The sequence below is a fragment of the Defluviimonas salinarum genome (assembly GCF_026013545.1).
Taxonomy (GTDB): Bacteria; Pseudomonadota; Alphaproteobacteria; order Rhodobacterales; family Rhodobacteraceae; genus Albidovulum; species Albidovulum salinarum.
The window spans coordinates 121,764-138,473 of sequence record NZ_JAPDOG010000013.1 but is presented as its reverse complement, the minus strand read 5'-3'; the positions used below and the strand labels follow the sequence as shown (position 1 = coordinate 138,473).

At 65.5% G+C, this 16,710-nt stretch carries 16 protein-coding genes and 2 pseudogenes; 4 read left to right on the top strand and 14 right to left on the bottom strand.

The window, feature by feature from the left end:
- Positions 1–284: 284 nt before the first annotated feature.
- Positions 285–584: pseudogene (locus tag OM960_RS15020) on the bottom strand (transposase); the annotation flags it as partial.
- Positions 585–801: 217 nt separating this feature from the next.
- On the opposite strand from OM960_RS15020, the gene OM960_RS15015 reads away from it, so the two are divergent.
- On the top strand, positions 802–1,695 hold the full coding sequence (locus tag OM960_RS15015; protein ID WP_264772518.1) for a complex I NDUFA9 subunit family protein: 894 nt from the start codon (positions 802–804) through the stop codon (positions 1,693–1,695).
- Between the two features lie 87 nt (positions 1,696–1,782).
- Entirely contained in the window at positions 1,783–2,013 is a 231-nt protein-coding gene (locus OM960_RS15010; protein WP_264772517.1) for a dodecin, read from the top strand.
- Between the two features lie 251 nt (positions 2,014–2,264).
- Here the strand turns inward: OM960_RS15010 and OM960_RS15005 are convergent.
- The 13 genes and pseudogenes from OM960_RS15005 to OM960_RS14945 all read right to left on the bottom strand — a co-directional run.
- A pseudogene (locus tag OM960_RS15005) lies at positions 2,265–2,474 on the bottom strand (transposase); the annotation flags it as partial.
- Positions 2,475–2,866: 392 nt separating this feature from the next.
- On the bottom strand, positions 2,867–3,259 hold the full coding sequence (locus OM960_RS15000) for an Xre family toxin-antitoxin system antitoxin (protein ID WP_264772516.1): 393 nt from the start codon (positions 3,257–3,259) through the stop codon (positions 2,867–2,869).
- Between the two features lie 250 nt (positions 3,260–3,509).
- The gene (locus OM960_RS14995; protein ID WP_264772515.1) at positions 3,510–3,980 is read right to left on the bottom strand and encodes a hypothetical protein; all 471 of its coding nucleotides are present in this window, start codon (positions 3,978–3,980) and stop codon (positions 3,510–3,512) included.
- Positions 3,977–4,447 (bottom strand): c-type cytochrome, encoded by a 471-nt coding sequence (locus OM960_RS14990; protein WP_264772514.1) that lies wholly within the window; start codon positions 4,445–4,447, stop codon positions 3,977–3,979. Before OM960_RS14990 ends, OM960_RS14995 begins: the two co-directional genes overlap by 4 nt.
- An 80-nt stretch (positions 4,448–4,527) precedes the next feature.
- On the bottom strand, positions 4,528–5,181 hold the full coding sequence (locus OM960_RS14985) for a methyltransferase family protein (protein WP_264772513.1): 654 nt from the start codon (positions 5,179–5,181) through the stop codon (positions 4,528–4,530).
- Positions 5,178–5,459, bottom strand: a complete 282-nt coding sequence (locus tag OM960_RS14980; RefSeq protein ID WP_264772512.1) for a DUF2933 domain-containing protein — start codon at positions 5,457–5,459, stop codon at positions 5,178–5,180. Before OM960_RS14980 ends, OM960_RS14985 begins: the two co-directional genes overlap by 4 nt.
- A complete protein-coding gene (locus OM960_RS14975) occupies positions 5,456–7,747 on the bottom strand; it encodes a copper-transporting P-type ATPase (protein WP_264772522.1) in 2,292 nt (763 codons plus the stop codon). Before OM960_RS14975 ends, OM960_RS14980 begins: the two co-directional genes overlap by 4 nt.
- 85 nt (positions 7,748–7,832) lie before the next feature.
- Positions 7,833–8,783 (bottom strand): ribose-phosphate diphosphokinase, encoded by a 951-nt coding sequence (locus OM960_RS14970; protein ID WP_264772521.1) that lies wholly within the window; start codon positions 8,781–8,783, stop codon positions 7,833–7,835.
- Positions 8,784–8,790: 7 nt separating this feature from the next.
- Complete coding sequence (locus OM960_RS14965; RefSeq protein ID WP_264772511.1) at positions 8,791–10,299, bottom strand: thymidine phosphorylase family protein; 1,509 nt, start codon at positions 10,297–10,299, stop codon at positions 8,791–8,793.
- Positions 10,296–11,681, bottom strand: a complete 1,386-nt coding sequence (locus tag OM960_RS14960; RefSeq protein ID WP_264772510.1) for an MBL fold metallo-hydrolase RNA specificity domain-containing protein — start codon at positions 11,679–11,681, stop codon at positions 10,296–10,298. The genes OM960_RS14965 and OM960_RS14960 overlap by 4 nt, the downstream gene beginning before the upstream one ends.
- Before the next feature lie 26 nt (positions 11,682–11,707).
- A complete protein-coding gene (locus OM960_RS14955; RefSeq protein WP_264772509.1) occupies positions 11,708–12,748 on the bottom strand; it encodes a YncE family protein in 1,041 nt (346 codons plus the stop codon).
- A gap of 224 nt (positions 12,749–12,972) precedes the next feature.
- Entirely contained in the window at positions 12,973–13,326 is a 354-nt protein-coding gene (locus OM960_RS14950; RefSeq protein ID WP_264772508.1) for a hypothetical protein, read from the bottom strand.
- A gap of 286 nt (positions 13,327–13,612) precedes the next feature.
- A complete protein-coding gene (locus OM960_RS14945; RefSeq protein WP_264772507.1) occupies positions 13,613–14,263 on the bottom strand; it encodes an EF-hand domain-containing protein in 651 nt (216 codons plus the stop codon).
- A 170-nt stretch (positions 14,264–14,433) separates the two neighbouring features.
- On the opposite strand from OM960_RS14945, the gene OM960_RS14940 reads away from it, so the two are divergent.
- Both OM960_RS14940 and OM960_RS14935 read left to right on the top strand, forming a co-directional pair.
- A complete protein-coding gene (locus OM960_RS14940) occupies positions 14,434–15,156 on the top strand; it encodes a response regulator (protein WP_264772506.1) in 723 nt (240 codons plus the stop codon).
- On the top strand, positions 15,156–16,532 hold the full coding sequence (locus OM960_RS14935; RefSeq protein ID WP_264772505.1) for an ATP-binding protein: 1,377 nt from the start codon (positions 15,156–15,158) through the stop codon (positions 16,530–16,532). The genes OM960_RS14940 and OM960_RS14935 overlap by 1 nt, the downstream gene beginning before the upstream one ends.
- The last annotated feature ends 178 nt before the right edge of the window (positions 16,533–16,710 follow it).

The following is a 16,710-nucleotide window of genomic DNA, read 5'->3' as shown; positions in this document are numbered from 1 at the left end:
ACCTCAACCTGCCGCAGCTTCGTGACAATCTCTTCCGGCTTGTGCCGCTTCGTAGCCATTCTGATCCTCCGTTTTCCTAAACATAACGGCGGACCACTTCATTGGGGGAGGATCACACCAGCGTAGCACCGGGCGGTACGGGAACGCGTGAAGCGCCCCTTGGGGCGCTGTCAAGCTATTGTATTTGTGTTGATTTTTTTGGTTGCAGGGGCACGCAACCGCCGTTGTCGACCAATAATCATGTGCCCGTTGCCGTAGAAATACTTCTCATGGCTCCGCTGTGCGAGATTTCTGACGACTTCGCGGCGACAGGCGGGCTTCACCTCTTTTCTGAGCGCGTCCTGAAGCATGGTCTTGTCCTTTGTCAGGTCTGCAATCACGCGCTTAAGCTTCGTGTTTTCATGTTCGAGTTGCCTCAGGTGCCGGTTCGCCGACACGCCCATCCCGGCATGGGCCTTTTCCAGCCAATAGAACGTGGCCTTCGCCACGCACATTTTGCGGCAGACCTCGCCGACGCTCGTCCCGACCTCCGCCTAGCGCAGCGCAACCGCGATCTGCTCATCCGCAAGTCGTTTCTTCGGCATCTGGACACACCTCTCCTTCCGGAAATGTGCCCGAAAATCCGCACTCGGATCGGATCAGTCTTAGGGGTCAAGACCCCTTGGTTCGAAAGCCATTCGTCAGGGAGGGCCGCTTTTCAGGGGGTAGACCACAACTGCCGCCAAGCCCCTACTCGCGAAACACGCCAATTAGGCGCATGATAAGATGGGGCAATTTAATCCAACAGGAGCTGTTGCACCGATGAGCGGCCAAGACGTGATCGTGCTTGGTGGGAGCGGGTTTCTCGGACGTCAGGTTGTCCGGAAGCTCAAAGAGCATGGGCGCCCAGTATGTATCGCGACACGGTTCCCAGACCGAGGCACAGGATTGCGGGATGGTCGGGCCTATGACGTCCGACAGATTCAGATCGATCTTCGGGACCGCCGCACACTGACGCGCGCCTTCGATCGCGCGGATGCCGTCGTCAATTGCATAGGGCACTATGTCGAGACAGGCACGGACTCGTTCCATGGGGTTCATGTGAAGGGCGCGCATGCGGTTGCCGAGATTGCCCGGACAAGCGGCGTCCGGCGACTGGTCCATATCTCAGGGATCGGCGTCGATCCGAATTCCGAGTCCGCCTATATTCGCGCCCGTGCCGATGGTGAGGATGCGGTTCGCTCAGCATTTCCCGAAGCCGTGATACTGCGCCCCAGCATCATGTTCAGTCGGGATGGGGCATTCTTCGGCGCCCTGGATGCGATCATCCGCCGCATGCCGGTCATTCCCGTTTTCGGCGATGGCGGGAAGCGCCTCCAGCCGGTGCATGTCGGGGACGTGGCCGAAGCAGTCTGCCGTGTCATCGGCACCCGCACCACCGGCACGGTGTTCGAGTTGGGCGGCCCGGATGTTTTCACGTATCGCGAAATCCTCGAGCGGTTGGCTGAGCGTGCGGGTAGGCGCCGATTGCTGCTGCCGGTACCATTCGCACTGTGGCGGGCGCTGGCGCGGGTCGCAAGCTTGCTGCCCCGCCCGCCGCTCACGCTGGCTCAAGTCATCTTGATGCAGCGGGACAACGTGGTTGGCAATGGCGTCGCGACCTTTGCCGAGGTCTCGATCGTGCCGCGATCCGCTTCCAAAATGGGTTTGGTCTGAGCGGTATCCCAGCGTTAAGCTTCGACGACCAGTCCCAGCGTTCGTGTGCTGCCTGGCTTCAGAACACCCGATGAATGGGAGGCAATCATGGACCACGTCTATCCTGTCACCGAAATCTACGGTTCGTCGCCGAACAGCATCGATGACGCGATCCGCAACGCGGTCTCGACCGCCCAACGCAGCCTTCGCAACCTTGAATGGTTCGAGGTCACGGAGATCCGCGGCCACATCGGGAGCGACGGCGCGGTCGCGCATTTCCAGGTCGGCGTCAAACTCGGTTTCCGACTCGAACGGCCTTCTCTCGATGCGATCAAGTAAACCTGCTTGAAACTGGCGCAGCCGCCGACGATGGGCGCATCGAACCGGATCCCCGGCTTCGATGCGAACTGCGGCGAGAGAGTCGACCACGGCGGGCGTGAAGAGGATCACGTCTTTCGGGAAGTGAGCGCCTTTGAAAGAGATCGCGACCGCCCCCCAATATGGAATGCTTCATCACGGGACGGTTAACCCCCGTGATAATTTCCGTCAACTAGAGTGTAGTCATCAAGATTGGTCGACAGGAAGTCCCGGGCTTTCAGGAACTCCTTCGAACAGCTGTAATAGAGGCTCGTCGCGATCCCCTCGCGCCGGCAGAGTTCGGCAATGCTGTCGTCGCCGCGCAGCCCTTCCAGAATGATGCGGATCTTCTCCTCGGCCGAATGGTGCTTCCGAGTGCGCCGGCGGATGTCCTTCACAAGGGCTTCGGCCGTCGGCTTCGCTGTTCCGGGTTTCTTTCTCATCTCCACTCCCTGGCGGTTACGATGAGCCTGAAACCCTCCATCACAAAATCAACCCAGATGTCCCAGGGGTGCTGACGGGAGACATTCGAGGCTGTGCCGTCCGGGCTGAACGGAGCGACCCCGCGCTGCGCGAGTTACTGTCTCAGGGCTTGCCAGCTTTGCGCGAGCTCCACGGCCAGGGCGCCCGATGTCAGCTTTTGGGAAGTTGCACTGCGGCACCGCTCACCGCGACTAATGTCGGCTCTGCGGCCGGTCGCGCCCGGTGGGGTGTCTTCGGTTCGCAAGTTTGCTCGGGGTGCTTCCTGTGCATCGCTGGCATTAGCGCTACGTTCTACGAATGACCGCTCTCGAAAATTGCCATTCGCCTGCCGCCCGAACGAGGAGGCACACCCTCATGTGGCGCTACCGTGTCGCAGCCTGTCGAGGATCTCGTCAACGATCGCCGCGCCGATCTCGCTCCGGAGGGCGACATCGAAAGGAGAGCGCCCCTCAAGCATGGGATGCGGCCGGTGCAGGAAGGCACGTGCGTCTTCCTTGTCGTCCCAGACTTCGAGCGCGAGCGAAAAAACTGCCGCGAGCCGGATCACGACCGTCCCCAGAGCGGGGTCGAATGTACCATCATTCTTGCGCAGCGCCCGCGTGGCCTTGGGACCGGCGCTAGCCACGATTGCCGCAGGCGTGCAGCCGATGACCTCCGCAAGCTTTGACAGCGCACTTTCCGGCAAACCTCTTTCGACAAGGTCCAAGAGTTGCATCGGCGTCAGGGCCCCGCCTTGCGTCTTCAAGTCAAGAACCCCCGGGGCTGAATCATAAGCGGTCATTGTGGCCTACGGTTTGCAGCGTTCAACGCCCCCAACCATATCATGGCTTCTGCGTGCGGCCTGATCGTTCGCGTCGCTTGGCGGGGTTCCTGCAGGGAGGCGATCCGCGAGGTGACACTGAGCAGCGATGGGGCTCGATGCCCTTCCATCGCCGCCGCAGTCAGCGCCATCCGGCAGTTCGGCATGTCCCGACGATCTTCTCTGCCGGTTCCCATCAATCGATCCCTGCAAGATCACAATAGGCGAACCACTCGAGCGCCGACGCGATACTGGCCTGTCCCTCGCTCATCGGCGACGCGCGCCCGAGCCGGAAGGCGTCGAACTCCCGGCGGAGCGCGGCGGGCAGATCCTGGAGGCGCAGACGGCGCTGGCCATCGGCAGCGGTCCGGAGGCAGGCGTCCCTCAGCCCCATCGGCGCCAGCAGGTCCTTTCGTTCGGTATCGATCAGGCCCAGAAGCAGGAGCCTTGCCTCGAGGCCCGTCGGCACCTCCGAGGGATAGCCCAGCGAGCAGTTACGCAGATGCGTCCGGCCGATCCGGGCCTGGAGCGATCGATGCGTATGGCCGAAGAGCCAAAGGTCGGGCTGCGCCGTTTCGATGATCGTATCGAGGTCCGAGACGAAGGCCGGCGTGATGGCATCGATCCGCCCCGCCACCGCCCTGCTCGGCGCGTGGTGGCTGATCACGACGGTTCGACCGGGCCACTTCTCCCGCAGCGCGCGCTCAAACCAGGCGCGGTGAACTGCTTCTGCTCGCCGGAGTCGTGGACAAAGGCAATGATGTTGCTGAGTTCTTCGCCCGTGAATTCAATCTGGCCGCCCAACTCATCTTCCTGTGCCTCCACCATGGCGGGGGCACCGCGCCACATCCGTGCCGCGAACTCGAAGGGGTTCATCGGCAGCTCCATGAGATCCGCATCGAGCATCGGCGCATCCTGTCCGCCGACGCCGTTGACCGAGTGACAGACGACGCAGCCCTTGGAGGCGAAGAGCTCCCGGCCTCTGGCGGCATCCATTTTCGGGAGGACAAGACCGGCACTCATCATCCGGCGCATGGAATCGTCGCTCATCCTGTGCGAAGGTTCCTGGGCATTGGCTTGCGCGGCCCAGGCGGCCAGCAGGCATGCGATCACGATCTTGCTGTGGTTGGTCATTTTCTTCTCCTTCCTTCCGCTTGCGAATACGACCCTCGCGCTCCGATCGGCGCGTCATGTATCCGTCGCTGCCTTCCGGCTCACGGCGTCCTGGCAGGTTTCTGGCGCCATGCGGGCCAGAATGCGGGCACGCGCGCGGCATAGCGCCGGTATGCGTCGCCGAACCGCCGCTCGCTCTCGCGTTCCTCGATGCGGGCCAACCGGACGTACATCCAGACCAGAAGCGGATACATTGCGAGCGTCAGAAGCGTTGGCCATTGGACCAGGAATCCGGTCAGGATCAGGACAAAGCCCGCATATTGTGGATGCCGGAGGCGGGCATAGGGGCCGATGACGGCGATCCTGCCTTGCCGCTGCGCGGTCCAAAGGACGTGCCAGGAGACCGCGATCAGCCAGAACCCGCCGCCGATCAGCGCGAAGCTGAGAAGATGGAACGGCCCAAAATGCGGATTGGACTTCCAGCCGAACAGCATCTCGAGCAGGTGGCCGGACTCATGAGCGAACCAGTTCACCTGCGGATAGGCCGACTGCAACCATCCGGACAGGACATAGAGCGTCAGGGGGAAGCCGTACATCTCGGTGAAGAGTGCGACCACGAAGGCGCCGAACGCCCCGAGGCTGCGCCAGTCGCGTTGTGTCTGCGGCCGGAAGAAGCTGAGCGCGAACAGGATGAAGACCGCCGAATTGACGATCACGAGCAGCCAGAGGCCATAGGATTGCGGCTCTGCCGTCATCTCTGTCCGCTCCCGCCCTTCCTGCCACCGTGACCTCCGCGGTCGCCATGCATGAAGAAGTGCATGCCCACGCAGATGAGAAGCGGCAGATAAATCAACCAGCCGCTGCCGAGGATGTGGACGCGATGCTCATATCCCAGCAGCAGTCCGCCGAGCGCAAGGGCGACGATCAGACTCAGCCCCGAGCGCGAGCGCCAGAACCCTCCCTTTGGCGCGTTGCCGGATCCGTCATCGGGGACCGGTGTGTAAGGTTGTTCCGTCATGAACATCTCCTTCATATCCTGGCGCCGCGCAGGCGGAGCGAGTTGAGTACGACCGAGATCGACGAGGCGCTCATGGCGAAGGCGGCGAACATCGGGCTGATGAGGATGCCGAAGACCGGGAACAGCACGCCCGCGGCGACCGGCACGCCGGCGGCGTTGTAGATCAGCGCGAAGAACAGGTTCTGGCGGATGTTGCGCATCGTCGCGCGCGCCAGCCTGCGGGCGCGTACGATGCCGTCGAGATTGCCCTTCACGAGCGTGAAGCCCGCGCTCTCGATGGCGACGTCGGCGCCTGTGCCCATGGCGATGCCGACATCCGCCTGGGCGAGCGCCGGGGCGTCGTTCACGCCGTCGCCGGCCATCGCCACCTTGCGGCCTCGCTTCTGCAATTCCCTGATGATCTTCGCCTTGTCCTCGGGCAGCACGTCGGCGCGGATCTCGTCGATGCCTAGCCGCCCGGCCACGGCCCTCGCCGTGCGTTCGTTGTCGCCGGTGGCCATGATGATGCGGAAGCCAAGCTCGTGCAGCGCCCTTAGCGCGGCGGGCGTGGATTCCTTCACAGGATCTGCGACGCTGACGAGACCCGCGACCTTGCCCTCCACGACGACGAACATCACCGTCTCGCCCTCGTCGCGGCGGAAGTCCGCCTTTTCGGTCAGGGCAGCCGCTTCGAGACCCAGGTCATGGACAAGTTTCAGATTGCCGAGCGCCACCGGGCGGCCATCGACCTTGCCGGTCACGCCCTTGCCGGTCACGGCCTCAAACTCCTCCGCCTCGGCCATCCCGACGCCGCGCTCCTCGGCGCCCTGCACGATCGCCTCGGCCAGCGGATGCTCCGAGCCGCGTTCTAGCGAGGCGGCGAGGCGCAGTACCTCGGCCGCGTCATGGCCCGGTTCGGGGAAGACGCCGACGAGCTTCGGCTTGCCTTCGGTCAAGGTGCCGGTCTTGTCGACGATCAGCGTGTCGACCTTCTCGAACCGCTCCAGCGCCTCGGCGTTCTTGATCAGCACCCCGGCCTGCGCGCCACGGCCCGTCGCCGTCATGATCGACATCGGCGTGGCGAGCCCGAGGGCGCAGGGGCAGGCAATGATTAGCACCGCGACGGCGGCGACGAGTCCGTAAGAGAGCGCCGGCGCCGGCCCCCAGAGCGCCCAACCGATGAAGGCGAGCACCGCGATGCCGATCACGGCGGGCACGAAATAGCCCGAAACCTTGTCGGCATATTTCTGGATCGGCGCGCGCGAGCGCTGTGCGGCGGCCACCATCTCGACGATCTGCGCGAGCATCGTGTCGGCGCCGACGCGGGTCGCCTCCATGATCAAGCTGCCGGTGCCGTTGATCGTGGCGCCCGTGAGCCTGTCGCCCGCGACCTTCTCGACCGGGACCGGCTCGCCGGTGATCATCGACTCGTCGACCGAGGAGCGGCCCTCGGTGACGACGCCGTCGACCGGCACCTTGTCGCCCGGCCGCACCCTGAGCCGGTTGCCGACCGCGACATGTTCGAGCGGGACCTCCTCCTCGCGGCCATCGTCACGGATCACCCGGGCGGTCTTGGCCGCCATGTCCAGAAGCGCCCGGATCGCCTTGCCGGTGCCTTCGCGGGCGCGGAGTTCCATCACTTGGCCGAGTAAGACCAGCGTTACGATCACCGCCGCCGCTTCGAAATAGACGCCGACATGGCCTTCGGTGTCGCGGAAGCCCTCTGGGAAGATCCCCGGCGCCAGAACCGCGACCACGCTGAAGATCCATGCCGCCATGACGCCCATGCCGATCAGGCTGAACATGTTGAGGTTCCAGGTGCGGAACGAGGTCCAGCCGCGCACCAGGAACGGCCAGCCGCACCAGAGCACCACCGGTGTTCCGAGCGCGAGTTCGATCCAGAGCGTCACGCGTTCGCCGAAGATATCGCGCACACCGCCAAAGCCGAGATAGGGGCCCATCGTCAGCACCAGAAGCGGCAGCGTCAGAACCACGCCGCCCCAGAAGCGGCGAGTGAAATCGATGAGTTCGAGGTTCGGGCCTTCGTCGGCCATGGCGGCAGATTCAAGCTCCAGCCCCATTCCGCAGATCGGGCAGGAGCCAGGATGGGTCTGGCGCACCTCCGGGTGCATCGGGCAGGTATAGACCGCGCCGGAATGGCCGGCGGGAACGGTGTCATAGGTGCCGGCAGCGGCAGTCGCGGCACCCACATGATGCCGGTGCCCGTGATGATGGCCCTGCGCGGCATCGGATCCCTCCGGCACCAGATGCATGCCGCATTCCGGGCAGTCGCCCGGCTCCGCGCGCCGGATCTCGGGATGCATTGGGCAGGTATGGACGGTTCCTTCGGAGCCTTCGGAAACCGTGTCGTCCGAACCCGTCGTGGCGACGACCTGAAGGGCGCGGCGGTCAGTCATTTCGGTGTCCTTTCGAGCTGTTCCCGTCCAATGTGGTGCTTCCAGTAACTGGACCGTCAAGGGCTCTGCTGAGGTCGGCGACGGCCCCGGCCAGCAGCGCGGCGATACCGATCGCGTTGGTCGGGTGCGGGATCGAGTCCGTCGTCACGATGCGCGCGGCGCCAGCCCGACCGATGTCGGCTTCGGCTGCGCCCGAGAACACCGCGTGTATAACGACGCAAGTCGCCGACCGCGCGCCGACCTCCTTCAGCCGCTCCAGCGTCCGGACCAGAGTTCGCCCGGAAGACGTGATGTCATCAAGGATGACCGGCGTACCGGACCTTAGCGCGGGGCTGTCGGGAATGCCGATCTCGACCTGCCGATCGCCGGTCCGGATCTTGCGGAGGACCGCGTAGGGCCGGGCGGCGTGCCGCGCGACCTCGGCCACCCATTGCTGGCTTTCGCTGTCGGGGCCCAGGATCACTGCATCGGGGACATTGGCGGCGATCCAACTCGCCAAAAGCGGTGCGGTCGCGACGGTTTGGGCGGGAATCGGAAACAGCGTGTCCAGCGTTGGGTTGCGATGCAGATGCGGATCGGCGGTGACGATCCAGTCGAAACTCTCGGCCAGAAAGCGCGCGAAGATCGGGGCGCTGACGGCTTCGCACTCATGGAACCGCGCGTCCTGGCGCATATAAGCGAGATACGGCGCGATCAGCCCGACGCGGCGTGCGCCAATCTCGCGCGCAGTGGCGGCGGTGAAGCGCAAGGGCAGCGCCAGCCGGTCGGGGTCGCGCAAAGTGGCCAGAACCGCGACGTCGTGCCCGCCGGGGTCGCCGCCGAGGGTTACGCGCGTCTCGGCATCGGGGAAGCGGTGCAGCGCCACGGGTTGTACCTCGGCGCCAAGGATCGCCGCTATTTCGCGGGCCATCGGCATCATCTCGGGGAAGGGGATCAGGATCATCGGCAGGTCACTCCCGCAGTTCGAAGACATCGGCCTGGGCTTCCGCATAGCTCCGCGCGTAGTCGAGTTCCCCCGGCGTCTCGGCATGGATCTCGAAAAGCGGCGCGCCGCGTCTCAGCAGGTCGCCGGGTCGGGCCAGCAGCCGCACGCCCGCCAGCTTGCGCCCCGGCGCCCCGGCAAGCTTCGCGATCCGCGCGATGCGGCGGTTGTCGATCGCCTCCAGCCGCCCGGCCGCCGTGGCGGTCACGACCGCCCGGTGGCGCGCCGCTGACGGTTCGCGAAAGCCGCCCTGCGCGGCGCAGATCGCCATGAACTTCGCCTCGGCCGCGCCGCTGTCCAGAAGTGCCGCGGCGCGGGCCCTGCCAATGCCCGCGGCGGCGTCCGGCCGTAGATCGAGAAGCGCGCCAGCGAGATCGAGCACGCGGCCGCGCAGGTCGGCGGGCGCGTCCGTGTCGCGCCGCAACACCGCCAGCACGTCGCGGGCCTCGAGCGCCGGGCCGATGCCGCGGCCGACTGGAGCCGTGCCGTCGCTGACGTGGACCGCGATCGAAAGCCCGACCGCCTCGCCCACCGCCGCGAGCCGCTGCGCAAGTGATGCCGCCGCCGCGGGAGAGCGGACCTTGGCGGTCGGCCCGACCGGCACGTCGATCAGCACGCGGCGCGCTCCGACTGCCGCCTTCTTCGAAAGCACGCTCGCCACCAATTGGCCGTCGCTGTCGAAATCGAGCGGCCGCTCGATCCGGATCAGCAGATCGTCGGCCGGGCTGAGCGCCAGATTGCCGCCCCAGACCACGCAGCCGCCCTCGGTCTCGACCACGCGCCTCAGTGCGGCGATGTCGAGCGCAACCGGCGCCATGACCTCCATCGTGTCGGCGGTGCCCGCCGGCGAGGTGATCGCGCGCGAGGAGGTCTTGGGGATCATGAGCCCGGCCGCCGCGACGATTGCCACGACGATCGGCGTCGTGCGGTTTCCGGGCAGGCCGCCAACGCAGTGCTTGTCGTAGACCTCCGCGCCGCCCCAGTCGAGCGTCTCACCCGCGCGCTGCATCGCGCGCGTGAGGCGGATCGTCTCGGCAATGTTCAGCCTTTCGCCGGCACAGGCGGTGACGAAGGCGGCCATCTGCAATTCAGACAAGCGGCGGCCGGTGATGTCGCCGATGATCGCGGTGAAGTCGGCCTCGGTCAGTTCCTGCCCGTACACCTTCGCGCGGATCGCCGAGTCCGATGCCGGCGGTTCGGGATGCACGAATGTGGCCCGATCGCCGGGACGTGGCTGCAAGAGCGCCCAGGCGGCTTCCGACAGCGCCGCCGCATCCGCGGGCAACCAGCCGGCCTCGGTGACGACATTGAGCGTCGCGATGATCGATTTCGGGCCGAGCGTGACCCCGATCCGGGTCAGCGCGGCGAAGCCCTCGGCGCGGCAGACATGGCAATCCTCGCGCATGTAGACGACAGGCTGACTATAGGTGTCGATCCCAGCGCGGACGAGGTGCAGGCTGGTGTCGGCTGCGGTCATTTTGGATGGTCCAGTCGGATGGTTTCGAGATGTTCAGGCGCCCGAGCCGGCCAGCCCAGCTCGTGCTCGACCCTCCAGCGCAGCCGGTCCGAGGCATCCGGCTCGCCATGGGTGAGATAGGTCATGCGCGGCGCATTAGGCGCGGCCTGCATCCAGGCGAGAAGCTCCTCGGCATCGGCATGGCCGGAGAACGCTTCGAGTTGGATCACCTCGGCATTGATCGGGAAATCGCGGCCGAACATGCGCAAGCGGTCGGCGCCGGCCGCCAGCGCCGCGCCGCGGGTGCCGCCGGCCTGGAAGCCCGAGAGCAGGATTGCGTTCCGGGCGTCGCCACCGAAGCTGGCGAGGTGGTGCAGGATGCGGCCGCCGGTCAGCATGCCGCTTGCCGAGACGATGATCATCGGTCCCCGGCGGGTATTCAGTTCTTTGGACTGCGCGACTGTGTTGATTCGCTTGGCGATCTTGAACATTGCCAAGCAGTCCTCCCAGGTCACATGGTGCTCCTCGTGATGGCCGTGGTAGATGTCGGTCGCGTCCACCGCCATCGGGCTGTTGAGGTAGAGCGGAACGTAAGGGATCTCGCCGCGCTTCTGCAGCCTTGCGATGTGATACATGAGCCCCTGTGCGCGGCCGACCGCGAAGGCGGGAATGAGGATCGTGCCGCCGCGCCCGAGCACGCGTTTCAGGATCGGCGCAAGCTCGGTTTCGGCATCGACATCGGCGTGCCGGCGATTGCCGTAGGTGGATTCGCAAATCAGCACGTCTGCGCCCGCAAATGGCCGCGGCGGCCGCATCAGCGCATCGGCCTGCCGCCCGAGATCGCCGCTGAACAGGACCGTCGTTCCGGGCAGGCTGACGCGGATCTGCGCCGCACCGAGAAGGTGGCCGGCCGGGATGAACTCGACGCCGATCCCGTCACCGAGGTCGATCCGAGCATCAAAGCTGACCGTCCGAAAATTCTCGAGCGCCGCCTCGGCATCGGCTTGGGTGTAGAGCGGCTTGGGGTCCTTGTGCTTCGAATAGCCGTGCCGGCGGGCGAAGCGCGCCTCCTCTTCCTGGATGTGGCCGCTATCGGGCAGGATCAGGCCACAAAGCTCCGCCGTCGCCCCGGTGCATAGAACTTCGCCCGTGAAGCCGGCGCGGATCAGCGCCGGCAGGTAGCCGGAATGGTCGAGATGGGCATGAGTCAGGAGCACCGTGTCGATCGAGGCAGGGCGCACCGGAAACGGCTTGCGGTTGCGCTGCCGCAGGTTCTTGAATCCTTGGAACAGCCCGCAATCGATCAGGATGCGGCGGCCGCCCGCCTCGGTGAGGTAGCGCGAGCCTGTGACTGTTCCCGCGGCGCCGAGAAAGCGGAGTGTCGGTCCGAGTCGTTTTGCCATGACTTGCCTCCTTTCCTATCCCCAGTTCAGGGGAGCGCTATCATCTGGTGTCCCTCACCCTCGACCGGAATGACGCCACGCTCCTCAAGCGTCGCGGCGTCGATCATCCACACTTTTGGCTCGGCGCGGCTCGAGACGAAGAGCGTTCCGGTGCCGGGGATCACGGTCAGGTGGTAGGGTTCCGGTGCCAGCGCCGCCTCGCGCGTCTCGCCCAAGGCGAGATCGACCGCGGTGAGCTTGCCTGCGCCACGCCCGGCGACGAAAAGCGTCGCGCCATCATCCGACAGGCCGATCCCGTGGATCTCGCCGCCGATATCGAAGGTTCTCAGCGTTGTGCCATCGGCCAGAGCCAGTTCCACAACCCTGCCGGCATCCGCATCGGCGATGTAGAGCCGACCGGCACCGACGTCGATCGCTAGATGTTCGGGGGCTCCTTCCACGATCATGTTACGCCGGACGATGCCGCGGGTCAGGTCGACCTCGCTGATCGTGCCGTTGCCGGTGTTCGAGATATAGACGAGCGCCGGATCGGCTCCGAAAACGGCATAGTTGGGCATCGCGCCGGTCACCACATAACCCGTCACGCTGATGGTGGAGAGGTCGATCACCGAGATCCCATCGCCCGCCGGATGGGTCGCGACGGCGAAACGGCCGCCGGGCGACACCGCCGTGTGATGGACCGCGCCCGGCGCCTCGATCCGGCGCAGGATGTCACCGTTCGAGGCGTCGAGGATCGTGACGATGCTGAGCCCGGCATCCTTGGGACCGAGCGGCTTCGCCGCGGGTTTGTGGTGGGCAGCATGATCGTCGGCAGAGACGCCTTCGGGCTGCGCCATCGCGGCAATGCCGTCACGCGGCGTCTCGGCATAGCTGCCGGCCACGAGGTAGGGCACGCCGGGCGCTCCCGACAGTCCGTGGACCGCTTCGATGCCTTCGATCCGCCGCACGGTTTCCCCGGTTTCGGCGCCGACCAAGAGAATGGAATCGGCGCTGCCCTCGGGAATGAAGACCATCCGAGGCTCTGCCACCGCGGGCAGAGCGATGACCAAAAGGCCGAGCGCTTTCATGGCAAGATTTCGGTGTCGCATTGAGTTTCCCTTTGGGATAGGCCCCCGCCAACGCAAAAGAAAAGGCTAGGGGCGCCATGCCACTGCGACGCAGGAACGAGCTCGGATCCGGGGTCGACAAGGTGCGCGAACATCCATGAACCGCTGGTTGCCCAGAACGATCCCGGCCCATGAAATGCCGATGATCACGGCACGGCTCAACATGCGTCGTGCGATGAGGACGGTTAGGAGAAGATCGGTGGGTGGTAGGGCTCACCTTCGGCCACTGAAGGCCGCTCCCGCCGCGTCATCGGCTCTCTAACGCCGATGAGAACAACGTCCGCCATCGTCGATATGTCGGGGATCAGCGCCGCTGAACAGCCTGGATGAATGCCGCAGTCAGGTGCGCCGATCGCCTGGCCGGAACCGTCGTCGGCGCCCGCCCGCTCCATGTGCAGCTGGGTGGCGGAAGCGTGGACCTCGTGCAGGTGGAACGCGTCGGCGACCGTTGCGAACAAAAGGGCGGCCACAAGCGCCAGCAGGAGCGCGGCGCGAAGCCGCGGCCCCTCCGAACCGCTATCTTGCAGCCTTATCCGCATGTTTCCCACCACTTTCAAAGCGTCTTATGCCATGACAAGCGCCTCGCCGCCTTGATCTGCGTCACAAGCCACGAACGCCCGGCGGGTGCCGCCCGTATCCGCCTGTCTACGTCGTTGAAGTCGGTGTCGGGAATCGGCCGGTCGACCGTTCAAGCCACCCCATCGGCCCCTTCATTTGCTGATGTATTTCACGAGCGCCACGATCGCCAGAATGATCAGCACGGCAAAGAGCAGCATCCAGAGGCCGCCAAATCCAGATCCCATCATCGCATCTCTCCCGCTGCGTTTAGTTGCCGTCCATCATCATGCCGCCGCTGCCCTGACCCTCGGGGGTCTGGCCGCCGGAGCCGCCCTGGACTCGGCTTCGCAGTATTTCCATTCGCTGCATCCGGTCGGCCGGCGCGGTCATCTCCGTCCTGGTAATCGCCCCGTCGCCGTCCTCGTCGAGCGCCTGGAAATGATCGACCATGAGGTTGCGGATCATCGCCGCATGCAGCGTCTCGAACTCGGTGAGCGACAGAGAACCGTCGCCATCGGCATCATATTGGGTGAGGCGCGCCTCGAGCCCGCCGCGCAGCTCCGCGGAGCTGACAGTGCCGTTGCCGTCGGCGTCGAAGCCCTCGGCGAACTGACCGCCGATCATGCCGAAGCCCATCGGCCCCATCATGTCGCTAGGCATTCCCATGCCGCCCATCATGCCGCCGCCCATCATCGGGCCGTGCATGCGCATCATCTGCATCATGTCGCCCATCTGACCCATGCCGGCCATGCCGCCCGCCGCGCCTTGCCCGCCCATCATGCCGAACCCGCCCGGCTGCATCATCATGCCCTGACCGGGAAAATGGCCGCTGTCGTCGCCCGCCCCCTGGGCGTTGGCGAAACCGGCGGCAATTGTCGAAGCGATCAGTACGATCGCGAGAAGAGATCTGCGTTTCAAGACATCACCTCATGTCCAAGATTGCTTCGCTATCAATATGTCGGCCAATCTCCACGTTACCATGTCCACGGGCCGGGAGATTTGTAACGGTTTGTCGCAAAGACCCCCGCCGAGACGCGTCGCGACAATTTTCCGTGAAAGACCACGATCCGATGGCATAGGAATGGGACATGAATGCAACGCCCCATATCCTCGTCGTCGACGACCACCGCGAGATCCGCGATGCCGTGAGCCGGTACCTGGAGAAGAACGGTCTGCGCGCCAGCTCCGCGCGCGACGCCGCCGAGATGGATGCGAAACTCGCGGCCGGCCATTTCGACCTGATCGTGCTCGACGTGATGATGCCCGGCGAGGACGGGCTTTCGGTCTGCCGCCGGCTCTCGGCCGAGGGCAAGGTGCCGATCCTGATGCTGACCGCGCTTGGTGAGGAGACCGACCGTATCGTCGGGCTCGAACTCGGCGCCGATGACTATTTGCCCAAGCCCTTCAACCCGCGCGAGCTCCTGGCCCGGATCAAGGCGATCCTGCGCCGCTCCGAACGGGGCGAGCTCCATGCCGGCGGGCTCTCCGGCCGCCGGGTCGGCTTCGCCGACTGGGAGCTCGACACCGACCGGCGTGTGCTGATCTCGCGTGACGGGGCGGAGACCAGCCTCACGACGGCGGAGTTCCGACTTCTCACCGTCCTGCTGGAACGGCCGCGCATGGTTCTCAGTCGTGATCAGCTTCTCGATCTGACGTCGGGGCGTGCGGCGCAGAGCTTCGACCGGGCGATCGACAACCAGGTGAGCCGGCTCAGGCGCAAGATCGAGAAAGATCCGGCCCGGCCGGAGATCATCACCACAGTGCGGGGCGGCGGCTACTGCCTGGCTACGGGCGTGACGGAGCGGCCGTGATGCGGCGCTTCGTGGACAGCCTTCGTGGCCAACTCGTGCTCCTGATCATCGTCGCGCTCGCCATCGCGCAGGCCTTCAGCCTCTGGCTCTTCGTTGACGAGCGCAGTCTCGCCCTTCGGACCGCGCAGGGGCTGGAAGCGGCGGGGCGCGCCGCCAATGTCGCGCGGCTGATCGAAGAGGCGCCTGAGGAACTGCACGCATCGATTCTGCGTGCTGCGGATTCGCCGCTGGTTCGGTTCAGCCTGTCCAATCAACCCGAGGTCGATCATGGCGACCATGGAGACGGCGGCGCCGTCGCGAGCCGGATCCGCACCCTGATGCGGGCTGGCAACCCGCGCGAGATCCGGGTGGAACTGCACGAGTTCCAAGTGGCGATGCCGACCATGCCGCATGTGCCGCCGGAGATGGCCGCAATGCATAAGGTGATGATGCAGGGCGGGCTCCCCGGCGTCGAGATGCGTCTGTCGATCGCGCTGGCTGACGGCCGCTGGCTGAACGTCGGCACCAGGTTCCAGCGTCCGCCGCTGCAATGGCCCTGGGCTCAGGCGGTCAGCTTCGCGCTGACGGCGGCCCTGCTCCTGATCGCGGCCTTCTGGTTCATCCTCTCCCGGATCACCCGCCCGCTCACGCACCTTTCGGAGGCGGCCGAGGGACTGGGACGCGGCGAGCGGGTCGCGCCGATCGAGCCGCGGGGACCGTCAGAGGTCCGCCATTTGACTGAGGCGTTCAACCGGATGCAGTCCCGCCTCACCCGGTTCATCGCCGATCGGACCCAGCTTCTCGCGGCGTTGAGCCACGACTTGAAATCGCCGCTGACTGCGATGCGGGTGCGCGCAGAAATGGTCGAGGACGAAGAGAACCGGGATCGTCTGATAGCCTCGATCGATGAAATGCACGGAATGGTCGACGTAACGCTGTCCTTCGCTCGGGGCATGGCGACGGCCGAGCCCTCCGTGGAGGTGGAGATTGGTGACTATCTCGGTCAACTTCGCGCCGACATGGCAAGAGAGTTCGCGCTGGACGCGCCGGCGGGGCTCATGGCGCGGATCCGGCCGCGGGCCATGCGCCGAGCGCTGCGCAACGTGATAGACAACGCCCTGCGCTATGGCGGCAACGTGGAGGTGACCGCCCGGCGCGTCGACGAGGTGATCCGGATCTGCGTCTCCGACCGTGGCATGGGGATTCCCGAGGACGAACAGGAACGAGTGTTCGAACCGTTCTACCGGCTGGAAAAGTCGCGCTCGCGCGAGACAGGCGGCAGTGGGCTTGGCCTTGCGATCGCGCGCACCATCGTCCAGGCCCATGGCGGCACGATCACGCTCAAGAATCGCGACGGCGGCGGGCTGGAGGCCAGGCTCGACATTCCCGCCGCCTGACGCGTCGTGCCGTGCCGCTTGACTCGATTGTGAACCGCCCAGCCGGAGATCCGGTTTTCAATCGAGGAAGGAACGCCGTGGCCCCTGCGGCTCGATCAAGCAGCCTCGGGTGCGACGGAGCGCGCGGTGGTCGACAATATGGATGATGCAACTGTGCCAGGTATGAACGACATGAGAT